Source organism: Bacillus sp. JJ1122, assembly GCF_036964885.1.
Classification (GTDB): Bacteria; Bacillota; Bacilli; order Bacillales; family Cytobacillaceae; genus Mesobacillus.
The window spans coordinates 217,444-234,032 of the sequence record NZ_JBALQL010000014.1 but is presented as its reverse complement, the minus strand read 5'-3'; the positions used below and the strand labels follow the sequence as shown (position 1 = coordinate 234,032).

Annotated in this window: 18 protein-coding genes; 13 read left to right on the top strand and 5 right to left on the bottom strand. The window is 40.7% G+C overall.

All coding sequences use genetic code 11. The annotated features are described in order from the left end of the window. The first annotated feature begins 8 nt into the window (after positions 1–8). The 7 genes from V7201_RS09105 (at position 9) to V7201_RS09075 (ending at position 5,990) form a co-directional block, all read left to right on the top strand. On the top strand, positions 9–704 hold the full coding sequence (locus V7201_RS09105) for a DUF2953 domain-containing protein (protein WP_335376457.1): 696 nt from the start codon (positions 9–11) through the stop codon (positions 702–704). A gap of 18 nt (positions 705–722) precedes the next feature. Beyond that, a complete protein-coding gene (gene ytfJ, locus V7201_RS09100) occupies positions 723–1,232 on the top strand; it encodes a GerW family sporulation protein (protein WP_335376456.1) in 510 nt (169 codons plus the stop codon). Between the two features lie 201 nt (positions 1,233–1,433). Next, on the top strand, positions 1,434–1,934 hold the full coding sequence (gene tpx / locus V7201_RS09095; protein WP_335376455.1) for a thiol peroxidase: 501 nt from the start codon (positions 1,434–1,436) through the stop codon (positions 1,932–1,934). A gap of 159 nt (positions 1,935–2,093) precedes the next feature. Then, on the top strand, positions 2,094–3,089 hold the full coding sequence (locus V7201_RS09090) for a class I SAM-dependent methyltransferase (RefSeq protein ID WP_335376454.1): 996 nt from the start codon (positions 2,094–2,096) through the stop codon (positions 3,087–3,089). A 255-nt stretch (positions 3,090–3,344) separates the two neighbouring features. Next, positions 3,345–4,532, top strand: a complete 1,188-nt coding sequence (locus V7201_RS09085) for an acetate kinase (protein ID WP_335376453.1) — start codon at positions 3,345–3,347, stop codon at positions 4,530–4,532. Between the two features lie 104 nt (positions 4,533–4,636). Further along, a complete protein-coding gene (locus tag V7201_RS09080) occupies positions 4,637–5,473 on the top strand; it encodes an EcsC family protein (RefSeq protein ID WP_335376452.1) in 837 nt (278 codons plus the stop codon). A 4-nt stretch (positions 5,474–5,477) separates the two neighbouring features. Beyond that, positions 5,478–5,990 carry a MogA/MoaB family molybdenum cofactor biosynthesis protein gene (locus V7201_RS09075; protein WP_335376451.1) on the top strand — a complete coding sequence of 171 codons (513 nt, stop codon included), beginning with the start codon at positions 5,478–5,480 and terminating at the stop codon, positions 5,988–5,990. A 724-nt stretch (positions 5,991–6,714) separates the two neighbouring features. On the opposite strand, the gene V7201_RS09070 is transcribed toward V7201_RS09075, so the two are convergent. After that, entirely contained in the window at positions 6,715–7,032 is a 318-nt protein-coding gene (locus tag V7201_RS09070; RefSeq protein WP_335376450.1) for a hypothetical protein, read from the bottom strand. Between the two features lie 212 nt (positions 7,033–7,244). Here V7201_RS09070 and V7201_RS09065 point away from each other — a divergent pair, with 212 nt between their 5' ends. Together V7201_RS09065 and argH are read left to right on the top strand one after the other, a co-directional pair. Next, positions 7,245–8,450: an argininosuccinate synthase gene (locus V7201_RS09065; RefSeq protein WP_335376449.1), complete on the top strand. Its 1,206-nt coding sequence runs from the start codon at positions 7,245–7,247 to the stop codon at positions 8,448–8,450. Continuing rightward, positions 8,447–9,817, top strand: coding sequence for an argininosuccinate lyase (gene argH / locus V7201_RS09060; RefSeq protein WP_335376448.1), 1,371 nt, complete (start codon positions 8,447–8,449; stop codon positions 9,815–9,817). Before V7201_RS09065 ends, argH begins: the two co-directional genes overlap by 4 nt. Before the next feature lie 57 nt (positions 9,818–9,874). On the opposite strand, the gene V7201_RS09055 is transcribed toward argH, so the two are convergent. Beyond that, positions 9,875–10,324: a universal stress protein gene (locus V7201_RS09055; protein ID WP_335376447.1), complete on the bottom strand. Its 450-nt coding sequence runs from the start codon at positions 10,322–10,324 to the stop codon at positions 9,875–9,877. Between the two features lie 106 nt (positions 10,325–10,430). Here V7201_RS09055 and V7201_RS09050 point away from each other — a divergent pair, with 106 nt between their 5' ends. The 3 genes from V7201_RS09050 to V7201_RS09040 all read left to right on the top strand — a co-directional run bounded on the left by V7201_RS09050 (position 10,431) and on the right by V7201_RS09040 (position 13,370). After that, positions 10,431–10,586: a hypothetical protein gene (locus V7201_RS09050; protein ID WP_335376446.1), complete on the top strand. Its 156-nt coding sequence runs from the start codon at positions 10,431–10,433 to the stop codon at positions 10,584–10,586. Between the two features lie 366 nt (positions 10,587–10,952). Further along, entirely contained in the window at positions 10,953–12,074 is a 1,122-nt protein-coding gene (gene ald, locus V7201_RS09045) for an alanine dehydrogenase (protein WP_335376445.1), read from the top strand. A 366-nt stretch (positions 12,075–12,440) separates the two neighbouring features. After that, on the top strand, positions 12,441–13,370 hold the full coding sequence (locus V7201_RS09040) for a manganese-dependent inorganic pyrophosphatase (RefSeq protein WP_335376578.1): 930 nt from the start codon (positions 12,441–12,443) through the stop codon (positions 13,368–13,370). A gap of 98 nt (positions 13,371–13,468) precedes the next feature. Here V7201_RS09040 and V7201_RS09035 read toward each other — a convergent pair whose 3' ends face one another. The 3 genes from V7201_RS09035 to deoC form a co-directional block, all read right to left on the bottom strand. Further along, the gene (locus V7201_RS09035) at positions 13,469–14,083 is read right to left on the bottom strand and encodes an AmiS/UreI family transporter (protein ID WP_335376444.1); all 615 of its coding nucleotides are present in this window, start codon (positions 14,081–14,083) and stop codon (positions 13,469–13,471) included. Between the two features lie 150 nt (positions 14,084–14,233). Then, positions 14,234–14,638 carry a cytidine deaminase gene (locus V7201_RS09030; RefSeq protein WP_335376443.1) on the bottom strand — a complete coding sequence of 135 codons (405 nt, stop codon included), beginning with the start codon at positions 14,636–14,638 and terminating at the stop codon, positions 14,234–14,236. Positions 14,639–14,691: 53 nt separating this feature from the next. Further along, positions 14,692–15,366, bottom strand: a complete 675-nt coding sequence (deoC, locus tag V7201_RS09025) for a deoxyribose-phosphate aldolase (RefSeq protein ID WP_335376442.1) — start codon at positions 15,364–15,366, stop codon at positions 14,692–14,694. Between the two features lie 602 nt (positions 15,367–15,968). Here deoC and queF point away from each other — a divergent pair. Further along, positions 15,969–16,466, top strand: coding sequence for a preQ(1) synthase (queF, locus tag V7201_RS09020; protein ID WP_207500574.1), 498 nt, complete (start codon positions 15,969–15,971; stop codon positions 16,464–16,466). Positions 16,467–16,589 lie beyond the last annotated feature (123 nt).

Here is a 16,589-nt window from a genome sequence, read left to right as displayed (position 1 = left end):
GGAGGATAATGAAATGGGTGCTGCTCGCCTTACTGCTTCTCACTGTACTTATATTAATCATCCTTATAACAAAAGTGAAAATTTTTATAGATTATTTCCACGGCAATGATAACGACCATCTTAAAATTACCGTAAAAGCCTGGGGAGGGCTCATAAAGTATAAGGTCGATATCCCGGTTATTAAAATTGATGATAATTCACCCACGATTGTAGCGGAGCAAAAAATCCACACCGGGCCAAATGAAAATATGAAACAAGAAAAAATATCACAAGTTGATAAAACAGATTTACTAAACAGCATAAATGATTTCAAGCATTTAGTTACCCATGTTGCAGGACTTCACAAAATCATCAGGGGCTTTTTAAGAAAAGTAACACTCAGGAAAATAGAATGGCACACCATGGTTGGAGTGGGAGATGCCGCGGCGACAGGTGTCATAACGGGAGCCTTTTGGGCTGTAAAAGGAGGATTGATTGGTGTCCTCAGCCATTATATGAAACTGAAAGATATGCCAGTTATGTCGATCACGCCAAGTTTTCAGCATGCCGTGTCGATCACTAGCTTTAAATGTATGATTCAAGTCAGAGTCGGGCATGCTATTTTAGCAGGAATAAAGCTGGTTAAATATTGGAAAGGCGGATGGCCAGAGTTTAAAACAAAGCCATTATCCGTACTTTCTGGTGATAAAACTAATACCGTTTAAACAAGGAGGAAAACAGGAATGTCCGACCATCCAATTCAAGGACTTATGACGACTGCCATGGAAAGTTTAAAAGAAATGATTGATGTCAATACAATCATAGGAGACCCTGTAGAGACACCGGACGGAAGTGTGATCCTGACCGTTTCTAAAGTAGGTTTCGGTTTTGCAGCTGGTGGAAGTGAATTTGTTTTGGAAAGCACGAAGGGTGGATCAGGAGGCTCTGGAGGATCTGGCGGTTCAGGGGGACAGTCCGGAGGTTCACAGCATCCATTTGGAGGAGGCAGCGGCGGCGGTGTGTCAATTACGCCAATCGCTTTCCTGATTGTCAGCTCACATGGCGTGAAGATGCTTCATCTAGATGAAAGTACACATTTGTATGAAAAAATTCTTGACCTGGCGCCTCAGGCTGTGGATAAAATTCAGCAAATGATGTCCAAGAAAGATCAAAACAGCCAGAATGGCAGTCAGAACCAAAACCAAAATAATCAATCAGCATACAACGGACCTAAATCAGAACTTGAATTTTAAGGTGCTGCTGCCTTTTCAAATGGGGAGGCAGCTTCGCTTTGTATAAGTATCTTAAAAGAAGTTTAGCAGTCATACTCTTTTTTCGTTTGTTTCTCTTTAATAGCAGTATGCTAACATATGAGTCAGTAAAATAATTGCAAAAACTTGCTGTTAAAGATATATTTACACTGTACATAAAAAGGACAAGGAGGATGAGCAGGTATGGCATCTGTTACATTTAAGGGGAACCCAGTTACATTGTTAGGGAATGAAGTAAAAGTTGGAGACCAGGCACCTGATTTTAAGGTTCTTGCAAATGATATGTCTGAAGTGACACTTCAGGATACTAAGGGGCAAGTTAGACTGATCAGCGCAGTACCTTCACTTGACACTGGCGTTTGTGATGCAGAGACTCGCCGTTTTAACGAGGAAGCTGTAAAACTTGATAATGTTAAGGTATTGACAGTGAGCGTGGACTTGCCATTTGCACAGAAGCGCTGGTGCGGAGCCGCTGGAATTGAGAATGTCCAAACGGTTTCTGATCACCGTGAGCTTTCATTCGGTGAGGCATACGGAGTCGCAATTAAAGAACTTCGCCTGCTGGCTCGTGCCGTATTTGTTGTTGATTCTAATGACAAAGTAACATATGTACAATATGTTAGTGAAGTGACTGATCATCCTGATTATGAAGCAGCGGTTGAAGCTGCTAAGCAAGCTAGATAAAACTAAGCCATGACAAGCCGCAGGATTCTGCGGCTTGTTTTATGTAGAAGAACCTCAAAAGGCTAAGAGTGCGCGAAAAACGATTAGTGCATCCAGCTTGTAAGCAATGAAAAACATGGCTACAATAGTAGATACCTATTTTAATCGGGAGGAAGAAAAGTGAGTATGACTCCGGTAGAAACATTATTTACCGCTTTTAATACAACGGCGGATATTTTAAAAGAAGAACTTGCATGTACATATTTGGAGGCGCTGGCCGAAACTGGGGAAAATATGTTCCAGGGCACTGTCCTTCAAGACGAATTAAATGAAGTGGCGAAGAAAAGGCTTGAAAAAACATATAAAGAGATCAAGCTTGATGATTTTTCCAAAGAAGATATCAGGAAAGGCTTCCAGCTGGCAATCTTGAAAGGCATGAAGGAACACGTTCAGCCAAACCATCAGATGACACCAGATTCTGTCGGGATGTTCATAGGATATTTGGTAAGTAAATTCATCGACAAGAAAGTTTTCACTATGCTCGATCCTGCCATTGGTACAGGCAATTTGCTTGCCACAGTTCTTAACCAGCAGACAGATAAAACGGTTGACTCGATCGGAGTGGAAATCGATGATCTGTTAATCAGATTAGCTTTCGTCAATGCCAATTTACAGAAGCATTCTGTCGAACTTTTTAACCAGGACAGCCTTGAGCCATTGTTTGTAGATCCGGCAGATGCCGTTATTTGCGATCTTCCTGTCGGATACTATCCTAATGACCTAAGGGCAGAAGATTATGAAGTGAAAGCAGCTGAAGGACATACATATTCCCACCACATGTTCATTGAGCAAAGCACGAAGCATGTTAAGGCTGGAGGTTATTTGTTTTTTATGATTCCGAATGGATTATTTGAAAGTGAGCAGGCTCCTTTACTGCATGAGTTCATTAAGAAGAATTTGATTGTCCAGGGGATTTTGCAGCTTCCAGCATCATTATTTAAAAATAAGCAGGCTGCTAAAAGCATCTTAATTCTGCAGAAAAATGGCTCTGAAGTTAAGGCGCCGAAACAAGCACTTCTCGCTGAGCTGCCAAAGCTGTCAGATGGAGCAGCGGTAAATCGAATGCTGAATAAAATCGACCTTTGGTTTAAAGAAAATAAGCAAAATGAAGAATAACTTAAAGGACCGGTTCATTTCCGGTTCTTTTTATTGTCAATAAGGGTAATGAATCACTATGTGAAACTTTTTACAATCCTTAGAAGTATCTGAATAAAAACTCATTTCTGGATTGAGAAAGCTTTGCTTGAAATGTGAATTAGACAGTGTTTAAATGGAACATTGAGAGATATATTTGCGGCCTGTGGCACACAATAAAGGTGTACTATTTTAACGTATATTTAAACAGGTTGTTATATAAAAGGAGCGGAAAAAATGGCTAAAATCATTGCAATCAATGCCGGCAGCTCATCACTTAAGTTTCAATTATTTGAAATGCCGAGCGAAGAAGTTATTACAAAAGGTATTGTAGAAAGAATCGGAATTAAGGATTCTATTTTCACAATCTCTGTTAATGGCGAAAAAATCAAGGAAGTTACCGATATTCCTAATCATGAGGTTGCGGTAAAAATCCTTCTTGATAAGCTTACTACGCTTGGAATCATCCAATCCCTGGACGAAATTGAAGGCGTTGGCCACCGTGTTGTTCACGGCGGAGAAGAATTCAATGATTCAGTGTTGATCACTGAAGAAGTATTGACTAAAATCGAAGAACTATCTGAGCTTGCACCATTGCACAATCCTGCAAACCTTACTGGAATCCGTGCATTCCAGAGAGTTCTTCCTAATGTTCAAGCAGTTGCGGTCTTTGATACTGCGTTCCACCAGACAATGCCAGAAAACTCATTCCTGTACAGTCTTCCATATGAGTACTATAAAAAGTACGGAATCCGTAAATATGGCTTCCATGGCACATCACATAAATATGTGTCACAACGTGCGGCTGAAATGCTTGGACGTCCAGTTGAGCACTTGCGTCTAATTTCCTGCCACCTAGGAAACGGTGCAAGTATTGCTGCAATCGAAGGCGGTAAATCAATCGATACATCAATGGGCTTCACACCTCTTGCTGGTGTGACAATGGGAACACGTTCAGGGAATATTGACCCTGCTTTAATCCCGTACATCATGGAAAAAACGAATAAAAATGCTGACGAAGTTTTAAATGTTCTTAATAAGGAAAGTGGAATGCTTGGCGTTTCTGGCTTCTCAAGCGACCTTCGCGATATCGAAGACGAAGCTGAAAAAGGAAATGAGCGTGCAGAGCTTGCATTGAAGGTATTCGCTGACAGAATCCACAAATATATCGGTTCATATGCAGCACGTATGTGTGGCGTTGATGCAATCATATTCACAGCAGGTATTGGTGAAAATAGTTCTGCTATCCGTGCACGCGTCCTGCAGGGACTTGAGTTCATGGGAATTTACTGGGATCCTGCTTTGAATAAAGTCCGGGGAGAAGAAGCATTCATCAGCTATCCGCATTCTCCTGTAAAAGTAATGGTCATTCCGACAGATGAAGAAGTTATGATCGCGCGCGATGTTGTGCGTTTAGCTAAATAATAATTTTAAGGGCAGGAGCGGATTGCTTCTGCCCTTATTGTATTTTTATAAGGGTTTTCTTTTGTGCTATACTGGAAGAAAATGCACATGCTGGAGGTTTTTTAATGCCTTTAACTGACCGGGAACAAAAGGTATTGGAAGAGTTAACTCAATGGGAAAGCAAACTTTATGGATATGAGCCGAATGATCTTGAACTAGCCTATGACAGATATTTGGACCGATCCTTTTCTCTGCTGCCTGAGGAGGCACAAGAAAAGTTTTTCTCCCTCTTTGACAGCGGGTTGTTTCATCTACATTCCCTTATCCAGGGATCGCAGCTGCAGATGGATGCAAAAGAAAGAATCATTGCTGCAGGCCGTGTGTTTCAGCCTGACCTTGAGACAATCCAGGATTTAAGGGAGCTGCCGATCGAGCAGCTGGAGTTTATTGCAGGACAGCAAATAGCACGTCATAGAATCTATTCCTTTGTGCAGGGAGGCATGTCCGGAAGTGGAGGCAATCTTGTACTTGGAGCCGATATGCCGGCCATGGCGGTCATCAATCTAAGAGTTGTACAGCTGATTGCGATGACATACGGTTTTGAAGTGAATACACCGTTTGAGATGATGGTCGCCTTGAAGGTGTTCCATACTGCGACAATGCCTTCCAGGATGCAAATTTCTGGGTGGACAGAATTAAAAAAAGATTTGGAGCAGGCTGAGGATTATTATTTTTACCAGGGAAATGATGACCTGACAGACGTTACATGGCTCGAACAGCCAATCAAGCAAATCTTCAAGGGAATGGCCATTATGATATTCCGCAAAAAACATTTGCAAGGCATGCCAGTCATAAGCATGGCGATTGGAGCCGGGGCAAACTATCAATTAACCCGTAGAGTCACCGAATTCGCACATAAATATTATCAGATGAGGTATTTCAAAGAAAAAGGGGCACTGTAGCATTATGAGTACACAGGAGCACAAACAGGCTGCACCAAGCCACGTCCGCTGCATGGTTATAACGGTCAGCGATACGAGAACGGAAGATACAGACAAAAGCGGCAAACTAATGATAGAAATACTTGAAAGCGCAGGACATAAAGTTGTTGATTATGTAATCGTCAAAGATGAAGCAGAGCCAATTAAATCAGAAGTACTAAAGGGATGCAGGAATCCGGCAATTGACGTTGTCCTGACAAATGGCGGAACAGGGATTGCTAAACGGGATGTAACAATCGAAACGGTCCAAAGTCTATTCGATAAAGACATCCCGGGTTTTGGCGAGATTTTCCGCATGCTTAGTTACCAGGAAGATATAGGATCAGCTGCTTTATTATCACGGGCAGCGGCCGGTGTAGTGAATGACCGAGCTGTCTTTTCTACACCTGGGTCAACCGGCGCAGTCCGCCTGGCAATGGAAAAACTGATCATTCCTGAGATCGGACATGTCGTAAGGGAATTGACAAAGGATTTATAAGCAAAAAAAGCTGGGAATTCTAACGGGTTCGGATACCTGTCACTTTTTTAAAAAATACGTTTAAAAATCTGCTTATATTTGTTATACATTTGGTCCTGCAAAATGCAGGGCTTTTTGTTTTGTAAGAATATTACAAAGGCGACCTAATGTATAATGCGTTTTGTGGGCAAAGTACTGTTATAAAACTGAACGGTGTTAGAAAAATAACCGGAAAAATTCCGTTTAAAAAGGGAAACACCCATTTTTCCTTAAGAATAAGCGGAATTTTTCCGCTTATATGACCCAAATCTTTGAATTTTGGCTTATTTAAAGCAGTTAACCGGAATTCCTCCGCTTATCTTTGCTACTTAAGCTTCCTCTATATACATTAGCCGGAAATTCTCCGCCTATTCATTCTCATACATATACGAAACTCATCAATGAATCATTACAGAGCCAAAGAAAAACGTAGTTTTGTAAACAAAAAGCACAGCATTTTGCAGTCCGATTTATGAGGTAACAGATATTTCTGTAACCTTACATTTCGATATACAAATTGGATCACATTTTCAAGCCTATTTTTATCGTTATTCGCGTTAGTTCAATAAAAAATGACCATCAAATTCACATACAAATTGATGGTCCTTTTAATAGATATATTGGATTTTTGTGACAAGTAAAAGAACCCGTTACTGTTTTTTCATGCAATTCCCGCCATATAAACACCGTAAGTGAAGCTCTTACATCATTGATGCATTTTATCAGAAGTAATGTCCTGATGCGTCCTGTACCAGAGCCAAAGATCGTTGATGATGGATGCCAGTTCGGCAATCTCGCTGTTTAGTTCACATGAAAGGATAAAATTACTTTCATCAGATAGCTGCGCCTGTTTCAGGTTTATGATTTTTTCAAGCTCTGCGATTCGGTCAGGAATGCTTCCGCGAATTTTTTCCCAGTGGAGAAGGATCGCATGCTGTGTATCAATGTCATATTCGTCCCATTTTTCTCTAAAAGCAGGCAGGGGTATGCCCAGTCGGCTGTTAAATAGAAAATATTGTTCCATATCTTAAGGAGCCCCCAATCCGATCATCATTGCTTTTATTCTACTATACTTCTATTTTCACTTCCACAATTGCCTGACTATGTCCATTTCAAGGAATTTTAAAGAAATAATGATTTTTATCTTGAAAAGTTCCGGAAAACCTGTTAATTTATTAAACATGAATAAAAATTAATATCGGTGAATAAATATTCGATTATAAAGGAGCAAATAAAATGACTGAAAACAAAGTGATACTAGCCTATTCGGGCGGTCTTGATACATCTGTAGCAATTAAATGGCTTAAGGAACAAGGATATGCAGTGGTTGCTTGCTGCTTAGACGTTGGCGAAGGTAAAGATCTTCAATTCATTAAGGAAAAAGCATTAAAGATTGGCGCTGTTCAATCTTATGTACTGGATGTAAAGGATGAATTTGCAAATGATTATGCACTTTTTGCCTTGCAGGCTCATGCTTTATACGAAGGAAAATATCCTCTTGTATCTGCACTTTCTCGTCCCCTTATTTCTAAGAAACTAGTAGAAATCGCAGAAATGGAAGGTGCAGTTGCAGTCGCTCACGGATGTACAGGAAAAGGAAATGACCAGGTGCGATTCGAGGTATCCATCAAGGCCCTTAATCCCGACCTTAAGGTTATTGCACCTGTACGTGAATGGAAATGGTCCCGTGAGGAAGAAATTGCGTATGCAGCGAAAAATGGCATTCCAATCCCGATCAATCTGGACAGCCCATTCTCTATTGACCAGAACTTATGGGGAAGAAGCAACGAATGCGGCATCCTGGAAGATCCATGGATGGCGCCGCCTGAAGAAGCTTATGAATTGACTGCGGGACTTGAAGATACACCTGATACTCCTGATCTCATTGAAATAGAATTTAATCAAGGTGTTCCTACAGCAATCGACGGAAAAGCTTATCCACTTTCGGAATTGATTCTTGAGCTGAATGCAATTGCAGGAAAGCACGGTGTCGGAAGGATTGACCACGTTGAGAACAGACTTGTCGGCATCAAGTCCCGTGAAGTTTACGAGGCTCCTGCAGCCATGACTTTAATTAAAGCTCATAAGGAATTGGAAGATATCACACTTGTTAAAGAAGTAGCACATTTCAAGCCAGTTATTGAGAAAAAGATGACAGAACTGATTTATGAGGGATTATGGTTTTCTCCACTCCAAGAAGCATTGGCTGCATTCTTAAAATCTACCCAAAAGCATGTGACAGGTACTGTCCGTGTTAAATTATTCAAAGGTCATGCGATTGTGGAAGGAAGAAAATCCCCTTATTCTCTATACAATGAGAAATTGGCAACTTATACGGCAGACGATGAATTCGATCATAGTGCAGCTGTTGGATTCATTAATCTTTGGGGCCTTCCGACAGTCGTACACAGCATGGTTCAGAACAAGAAGGTGACAGTGTGAAGAAATTATGGGGCGGCAGATTCACCGGATCGGCAGAGGATTGGGTTGACGAATTCGGTGCCTCGATCGGCTTCGACCAGGAATTAGCAGAGCAGGACATCGAAGGAAGCATTGCCCATGCCATGATGCTGGCCCAATCTGATATCATTTCAGATAGGGAAGCTGACGAAATTATTCAAGGTTTGAAAAAGCTTAAGGAAAAAGCAAAAAATAATGACCTTGAATATTCTGCGAAACTAGAGGACATCCATTTAAATCTTGAGCACCATTTAACAGAATTAATTGGTCCAACCGGTGGCAAGCTGCACACGGCCAGGAGCAGGAATGACCAGGTCGCGACGGATATGCATTTATATCTAAGAGCTCAGGTAGAAGAAATCATCGAACTCATCAATGAGTTTCAAAAAACAATCATAGACCAGGCGGAACAGAATATTGAAACGGTCATGCCTGGCTATACACATTTGCAAAGAGCGCAGCCAATCTCATTTGCCCATCATCTTATGGCTTATTTCTGGATGCTGGACAGGGATAAACAGCGTTATTCTGACAGTCTGAAAAGAATAAATTTATCTCCTCTTGGCGCAGGAGCATTGGCAGGAACGACATTCCCGATTGATCGCTACTTCACTGCAAAGAAGCTTGGATTTGAGGGAATATATGAGAACAGCCTGGATGCTGTCAGCGACCGTGATTTTATCCTTGAGTTCCTGTCAGGAAGCTCAATTTTGATGATGCACCTCTCACGTCTTTGTGAAGAAATCATTCTTTGGTCGAGCCAGGAGTTTCAGTTCATAGAACTTTCAGATGCTTTTACAACAGGCTCAAGCATCATGCCGCAGAAGAAAAATCCAGATATGGCTGAATTGATCCGCGGGAAAACAGGACGTGTCTACGGCAGCCTTATCGGTCTGCTGACGGTTTTAAAAGGTCTGCCGCTAGCATACAACAAAGACATGCAAGAGGATAAGGAAGGCATGTTTGATACGGTAAAAACCATCAAGGGTTCCCTTAAAATATTCTCTGGAATGACTAAGACGATGAAAGTAAAAAAAGAGACAATGGAAAGCTCCGTCAAGAATGATTTTTCAAATGCAACCGAACTTGCGGACTATCTTGCCACGAAAGGTATCCCTTTCCGTGAAGCTCATGAGATTGTTGGTAAGCTTGTCCTTGAGTGCATACAAAAACAATGTTATCTTGCAGATCTGCCGTTAGAAGCTTATAAGGAAATGAATCCTTTGTTTGAGGATGATATATATGAAGCTTTGAATCCGTATAACGCAGTTGAGCGCAGAACTAGTGCCGGCGGAACAGGATTTTCTCAGGTAAAATCCCAAATCGGTAAGGCGAAAGAACTTATATGAATAGAAAAAAGCACGCAATCTTTAAAGTTTGCGTGCTTTTGATATTTTAAAAAAATCTTAGTTTACTTTGTCAGTACGGACGACAAGGACGTCACATGATGCGTAGCGGGTGATATGTTCAGATACACTACCGATGAAGAAGCGCTCCATCGCGTTCATTCCTGTCGCTCCACAAATAATCAGGTCGGCGTTGTATTTTTTAGCAACATCTTTTGCAATCTTGACCTTTGGAGAACCATAATCGATTTCGTAACTTACATTTGTGACTCCAGCTTCATTTGCCTGCTGCTTGTAGCTTTCCATCAGTTCTGTGGCAAATTGGTTTGCCCGTTCTGAAATAGTACGGTCATAGGCCTCCACAGTTGCAAATGTACGTAGATCAATGATGTGGGTCATGACTAGATTTGCATCATTCCTTTTTGCAATCTCAATGGCTTTTTTAAAAGCCCATGCTGCTTCCTTAGAACCATCAACGGCAACTAAAATGTTCTTGTAAGATAGCGCCATAGTTCTCGCCTCCTTTTCCTATATTATACAACAGATTCTGTAGTATAGCTGTGACAATCCAACGAAAACTATATTAGTAAACATAATAATGCAGGAGGGAAATTGCATGAAAAAACAAGAGCGTGAAGGCCAGCCGGCATTCGACTATGATGATCAGGGTGTCACCCAGGTTAGTCAGCAAATTATGGACTCCTATAACAGTGGAGTGATTGGGCAGGAGCAAATGACTTCTGTTGTGGAAACCGGCCAGGAACAGCAATAAAATGAGAAACAAGCTGTTGTTTTAATAAGCAGCTTGTTTTTTATATGTTCCGAGCTGCAGGCAGAAAGCTAGTACCTGAAGCCAAGTTCACCATATAAAAAGGAGAAACCTAAATATTAAAAATATACAGAATAGTATATTTTAGGTATTTTCATACGAATTGTTTTGCCAAATGGTTTTTTTTCTACTAAAATGAAAGTGTTTTCATCCTCGTCCTTTCTAGAAATGATTCTTATCCCTTAGACTTTTATTAATCGATGCATGATTTGAAGCATTTTAAAAACTGAGCCTAATAGGATGAAATTTGATATAGTAGAGGCGGGCCTGAAATGGAAGGCAATTATTATTTATAGGAGGTATGCAATAATGCGTATCGGTGTACCTAAAGAGATAAAAAATAATGAAAATCGTGTGGCTATGACGCCTGCCGGAATACTGAACCTTGTTAACTTTGGTCATGAAGTATTTATCGAAGCAGGTGCTGGCCTGGGATCAAGCTTTACTGACGATGATTATAAGGCTGCTGGAGCGTTAATAGTTGCCAGTGCAGAAGAAGCATGGTCACAGGATATGGTCATGAAGGTAAAAGAACCTCTGCCAGAAGAATACGGTTATTTCCGTGAAGGGTTAATTCTATTTACATATTTGCACCTTGCTCCGGAACCAGAGCTAACAAAAGCTCTGATCGAGAACAAGGTTGTAGGCATTGCATATGAAACAGTACAGCTGCCAAACAATTCTCTTCCATTGCTGACTCCAATGAGTGAAGTAGCTGGCCGCATGGCTACTCAAATTGGTGCCCAGTTCCTTGAGAAGGTACACGGAGGAAAAGGAATCCTTCTTGGAGGAGTTCCAGGCGTCCAAAGAGGAAAGGTAACAATTATCGGAGGCGGAGTAGCCGGTACGAATGCTGCTAAAATGGCTGTTGGCCTTGGAGCAGAAGTAACAATGATCGACTTGAATCCGGAACGACTGCGCCAGCTTGATGACATTTTTGGCTCAGATATTACGACTCTGATCTCCAACCCTTACAATATCGCTGAAGCTGTGAAAACTTCTGATGTTGTGATTGGCGCGGTATTAATTCCTGGTGCTAAAGCTCCAAGACTTGTAACAGAAGAAATGATCCAGTCCATGAATCCAGGTTCAGTGGTAGTTGATATCGCAATCGACCAGGGCGGAATTTTTGAAACGACTGACAGAATCACTACCCACGACAATCCAACTTATGAAAAGCATGGAGTTGTCCACTATGCAGTTGCTAACATGCCCGGTGCTGTACCAAGAACATCTACAATCGCGCTTACGAACGTAACAGTTCCATATGCCGTTCAAATCGCGAACAAAGGCTACAAGCAAGCTTGCCTTGACAATGAAGCATTGTTGAAGGGAATCAACACGCTTAATGGCTATGTTACTTATAAAGCAGTTGCTGAAGCACATGATCTTGTATACTCTGAAACAAGAACATTGCTAGAGCAAATTTAATTTTCAGGATCCGGATGTACAATCCGGGTCTTTTGTTTTGACCTGATGACGATGTAAAAGAACGATGCTCATCTTTAATTAAAGGCTCTGTTATTGCTAAATGTTGATTTTAAACCCTGTTGATTGTAGTGGAAGGAGCGAAGCGACGAAGAGGGTCAGCGCCAGTCCCGCGGAAAGCGAAGCGCCTGGAACGAAAATCAACAGCCTAGTTTAACAATGCCTAATTAGAATGCATTATGATTTTCATATAAAGCTGTTTAAAATAAATTCATTTTAGCGTATATTATTTATGGGATATACGGATTCTTGCTCAAGCAAGGAATGAGCAGGAATGTCCGTGATAAATTGTAACTAAGGAGTGTCATGATGGAAAAAATACTTGTTTTTGGACATAAAAATCCTGATACCGATACAATCTGCTCGGCAATCGCCTATGCTAACTTAAAGCAGAAGCTTGGTGTTGATGCAGAAGCAGTCCGTTTAGGCCAGGTGAATGGGGAAACTCAATACGCATTGGATTATTTCAAGGCTGAAGCACCTCGTCTAGTAGGACAAGTTTCAGAAGAAGTAAACAGCGTGATCCTCGTTGACCATAACGAACGCCAGCAAAGTGCAGACGGTATTGAAAAAGTAAAGATTGTTGAAGTTATCGACCATCACCGTGTTGCTAACTTTGAAACAAGCGACCCGCTTTATTTCCGTGTTGAGCCAGTTGGCTGCACAGCAACTATTTTAAATAAAATGTACAAAGAAAATAACGTGGAAATCGATAAGAACATTGCTGGACTTATGCTTTCTGCGATTGTTTCCGATTCATTATTGTTTAAGTCCCCAACATGCACGGAACAAGACGTGGCAGCTGCCCGTGAATTAGCCGAGATAGCAGGGGTAGACGCTGATCAATATGGTCTTGATATGCTTAAGGCTGGTGCGGATCTAAGCAGCAAAACAATCGATGAACTCATAACTCTTGACGCGAAAGAGTTCCAAATGGGAAGCGCTAAAGTTGAAATCGCACAGGTAAATACAGTAGATGTTAACGAAGTGCTTGCACGCCAGGCTGAGCTTGAAGATGCACTTAACAAGAAAATTTCAGAGAGAAACCTCGACTTGTTCGTATTGGTTATTACTGATATTCTTACAAATGATTCTGCAGCACTTGCGCTTGGAAAAGAAGCAGCAGCTGTTGAAGAAGCTTTCAACGTTACATTGAACAATAACACTGCGACTTTAAAAGGCGTTGTTTCACGCAAAAAGCAAGTCGTGCCTGTATTAACAGATGTACTTTCAAAATAATTTTGAAGATATAAAAAACCGTCATGCCATGTAAAAGGCAGGACGGTTTTTGCTTTTTAGGTAATTATTCAAAATCAAGCAGTGGATCGTAAGCTTATTTATGCGAACTTTTCTCTTCTGGCTGCAGTAACCTTGAACTTAAACGTAATGAATCCAAAATATATGATTGCTGCAATCGATAGGTAAACCCATGCTTCGGATACCTGTTCGCTTTTCCATAATCCAGTCATCGAAAGCAATGCCGGAAAAGTTAAAGTAAGCCATGATTGCACGAAGGCAACCTTGCCGATATAGGCATCGATCTTTTTGTTAAGGCCCATGGATAAAAAGAACAGGAACCAAAGATATGCCCACATCAGCCACGTAAGGGTACTGACAATATCATTGAAGTGGACATAGGCTACTAGTGCATATATGAGTGCGATGACTGCTACCCAAAGGGAATACCAGCCGAGTCCGCTTCCATCAAGATCTTTTAATAGTGTTAATCCAACATACAGGTAAGTGAAGCCAAAAAGAAATATGCTGGCTAGGCTGTAGATTGTCCAGTTGCTTTGATCAGATACCACGATCAAATAGAAAGGTACAATGACTTGCATAGCCCCGATGAATAAGTTAAATACTGCTACACTTTTTGCATTTGCCCTTCCAAGAAGCATTAAGCTGTTTAGGAATAGTGCTGCACCTGATAGCAATAAACCTGCGTCTCCCATGATGAATGCCGCAATTAATTATGGTAATTGGCGGCTCTTTCCTCCTTTATCAAGCAAGTTGTGATGATTAGCTTGGGATAGCTTGAATAAGAAAGAGCAATTCCTATACCAGAAAGGCTGCAAGGAATTGCCCTTATTTATATTATTTACTTAATCGATTTTTTCCATGTCCTTAGATGTAAAATAACCAGGCAGGATTTCGCTGATCGTTGTTTCCTGCACATCGCCATTAAGGTTAGCAAGGTAAATCTTTGTGTCTTCTGTAGCAAATTCAGCAATTACCTGGCGGCAGGCACCGCAAGGAGAAATAGGACCTTCAGTATCTCCAACAACAGCAATCGCCTTGATTTCAGTATCGCCTTCTGATACAGCTTTGAAAATAGCTGTTCTCTCTGCACAGTTTGTCAGACCATAAGAGGCATTTTCGATATTGCAGCCAAGATAAACCTGATCGTTGGTCGTTATGATTGCAGCTCCAACCTGAAACTTAGAATATGGAACGTATGCTTTGCTTCTAGCTTCAATCGCTTTTTCAACAAGCATGTTTTTATCCATCGTCCATTCCCCATTCCCATGAATATTTTAATTAATGTTAAATGCCTTGAGTATTAGTATGAAGAGTTAGAAGACAAGCCATTCATGATTGCTACACCAGAGCTTGCTCCGATTCTAGTCGCGCCAGCTTCAATCATGTTCTGTGCATCTTCAAGGCTTCTTACGCCACCAGAAGCTTTAACACCGATATCTGGGCCAACTGTCTTTCTCATTAATGCGATATCTTCAACTGTTGCACCGCCTGTTGAGAAGCCTGTAGAAGTCTTGACGAAGTCTGCTCCTGCGCTGACAGAAAGCTTGCAAGCCATTTCTTTTTCTTCGTCTGTAAGAAGGCAAGTCTCAATGATCACTTTTGTCAAAGCTTTACCTTTAGCTGCTTCAACGACTGACTTGATGTCATTTTCGACTACATCATACTGCTTGTCTTTAAGTGCGCCAATGTTAATAACCATATCAACTTCTGTTGCGCCATTTTCGATTGCATTTGTTGTTTCGAAAGCTTTTACAGCTGAAGTGGAAGCTCCAAGAGGGAAGCCGATTACCGTACATACCTCTACACCTTCAGCGTCTTTAAGAATTTCTGCAGCGGTTTTTACCCAAGTTGGATTAACGCATACTGAAGCGAACTTATATTCTTTTGCTTCTTCAGCCAATTTAACAATCTCTGCTTCAGTTGCATTTGCTTTAAGTAATGTGTGGTCGATCATTCTCGCTAATTCGTTTGTCATACTAATTCAAACCCTTTCCGTATTTAAGATTATGATTAAACGCTTTCATAAAGAATAAAATTTCAACTCGAAATTTATTATGCCTTACTTACATGAATAATATATCAGGTGCATGAACAAATGTAAATAACGAATTGAACATATGTAAAAATAATATGTAGTAATTCAAGAAAATGTCACATTTATAGAAAGGAACTTGGAGGCAATTGCTACTGTCAGGAATTTGTTACTTTAAATTTGTCTTAAAGGGCAACGGTGGTTTTTAGACCGTGAGCGAAAATCAACAGCCATGTGTAACATAGTCAAAAATAAAGGATTTTTCAATTAAATTAAAATACAGGAGTCTTCTCAAAACAGCTCTCAAGGACAATTTTTTCCTTTGACTTTCAGAGAGTGTTTCATTATAGTTGCTTTATAATAATGAATAATCATTCCCATAATCGCGGGAGAGGTTCATAGCGGACACCCTCTATAAAAAACTATGGCTTTGAATTATAATTTCAACCATATCCAGAGGATATGGTTTTTTTATTTATAAAAAGGCATCTAGAAGGGTATTTGAACTCATATCGCGTTTGCGGCCAAATTAGGAGGCTAAAATAATGGCTGGAAGAAAAGAAGAAGAAATGAAAGATTTGACACTGCTTGGCAATCAGGGGACAAAGTATTTGTTTGAGTACAGTCCAGAAATCCTTGAATCCTTTGAAAATAAACACCCGTATCGTGATTACTTTGTAAAATTCAACACACCTGAGTTCACAAGCCTGTGCCCGATTACAGGCCAGCCTGATTTTGCATCAATCTATATTAGTTATATTCCAGATAAACTAATGGTAGAAAGCAAATCATTAAAGCTGTATTTATTCAGCTTCAGGAACCATGGTGATTTTCACGAGGATTGCATGAACATCATTATGAATGACCTGATTAAGCTAATGGATCCAAAATATATCGAAGTGTGGGGAAAGTTCACGCCTAGAGGCGGAATCTCAATCGATCCTTACACAAACTATGGTAAGCCGGGAACAAAATATGAAGAAATGGCAGATTATCGTCTGATGAATCACGATATGTATCCTGAGAAGGTAGACAATCGATAATGTAAGTTACATTTTAAATAAAAACCGTCTGGCAATGGCCAGACGGTTTTCTTTAAAAGATAAGAAAGTATAAAATTCACTCCGAGAAATGTCCAGCTCCAGCACCTAGCCCCTCGAGTCGCT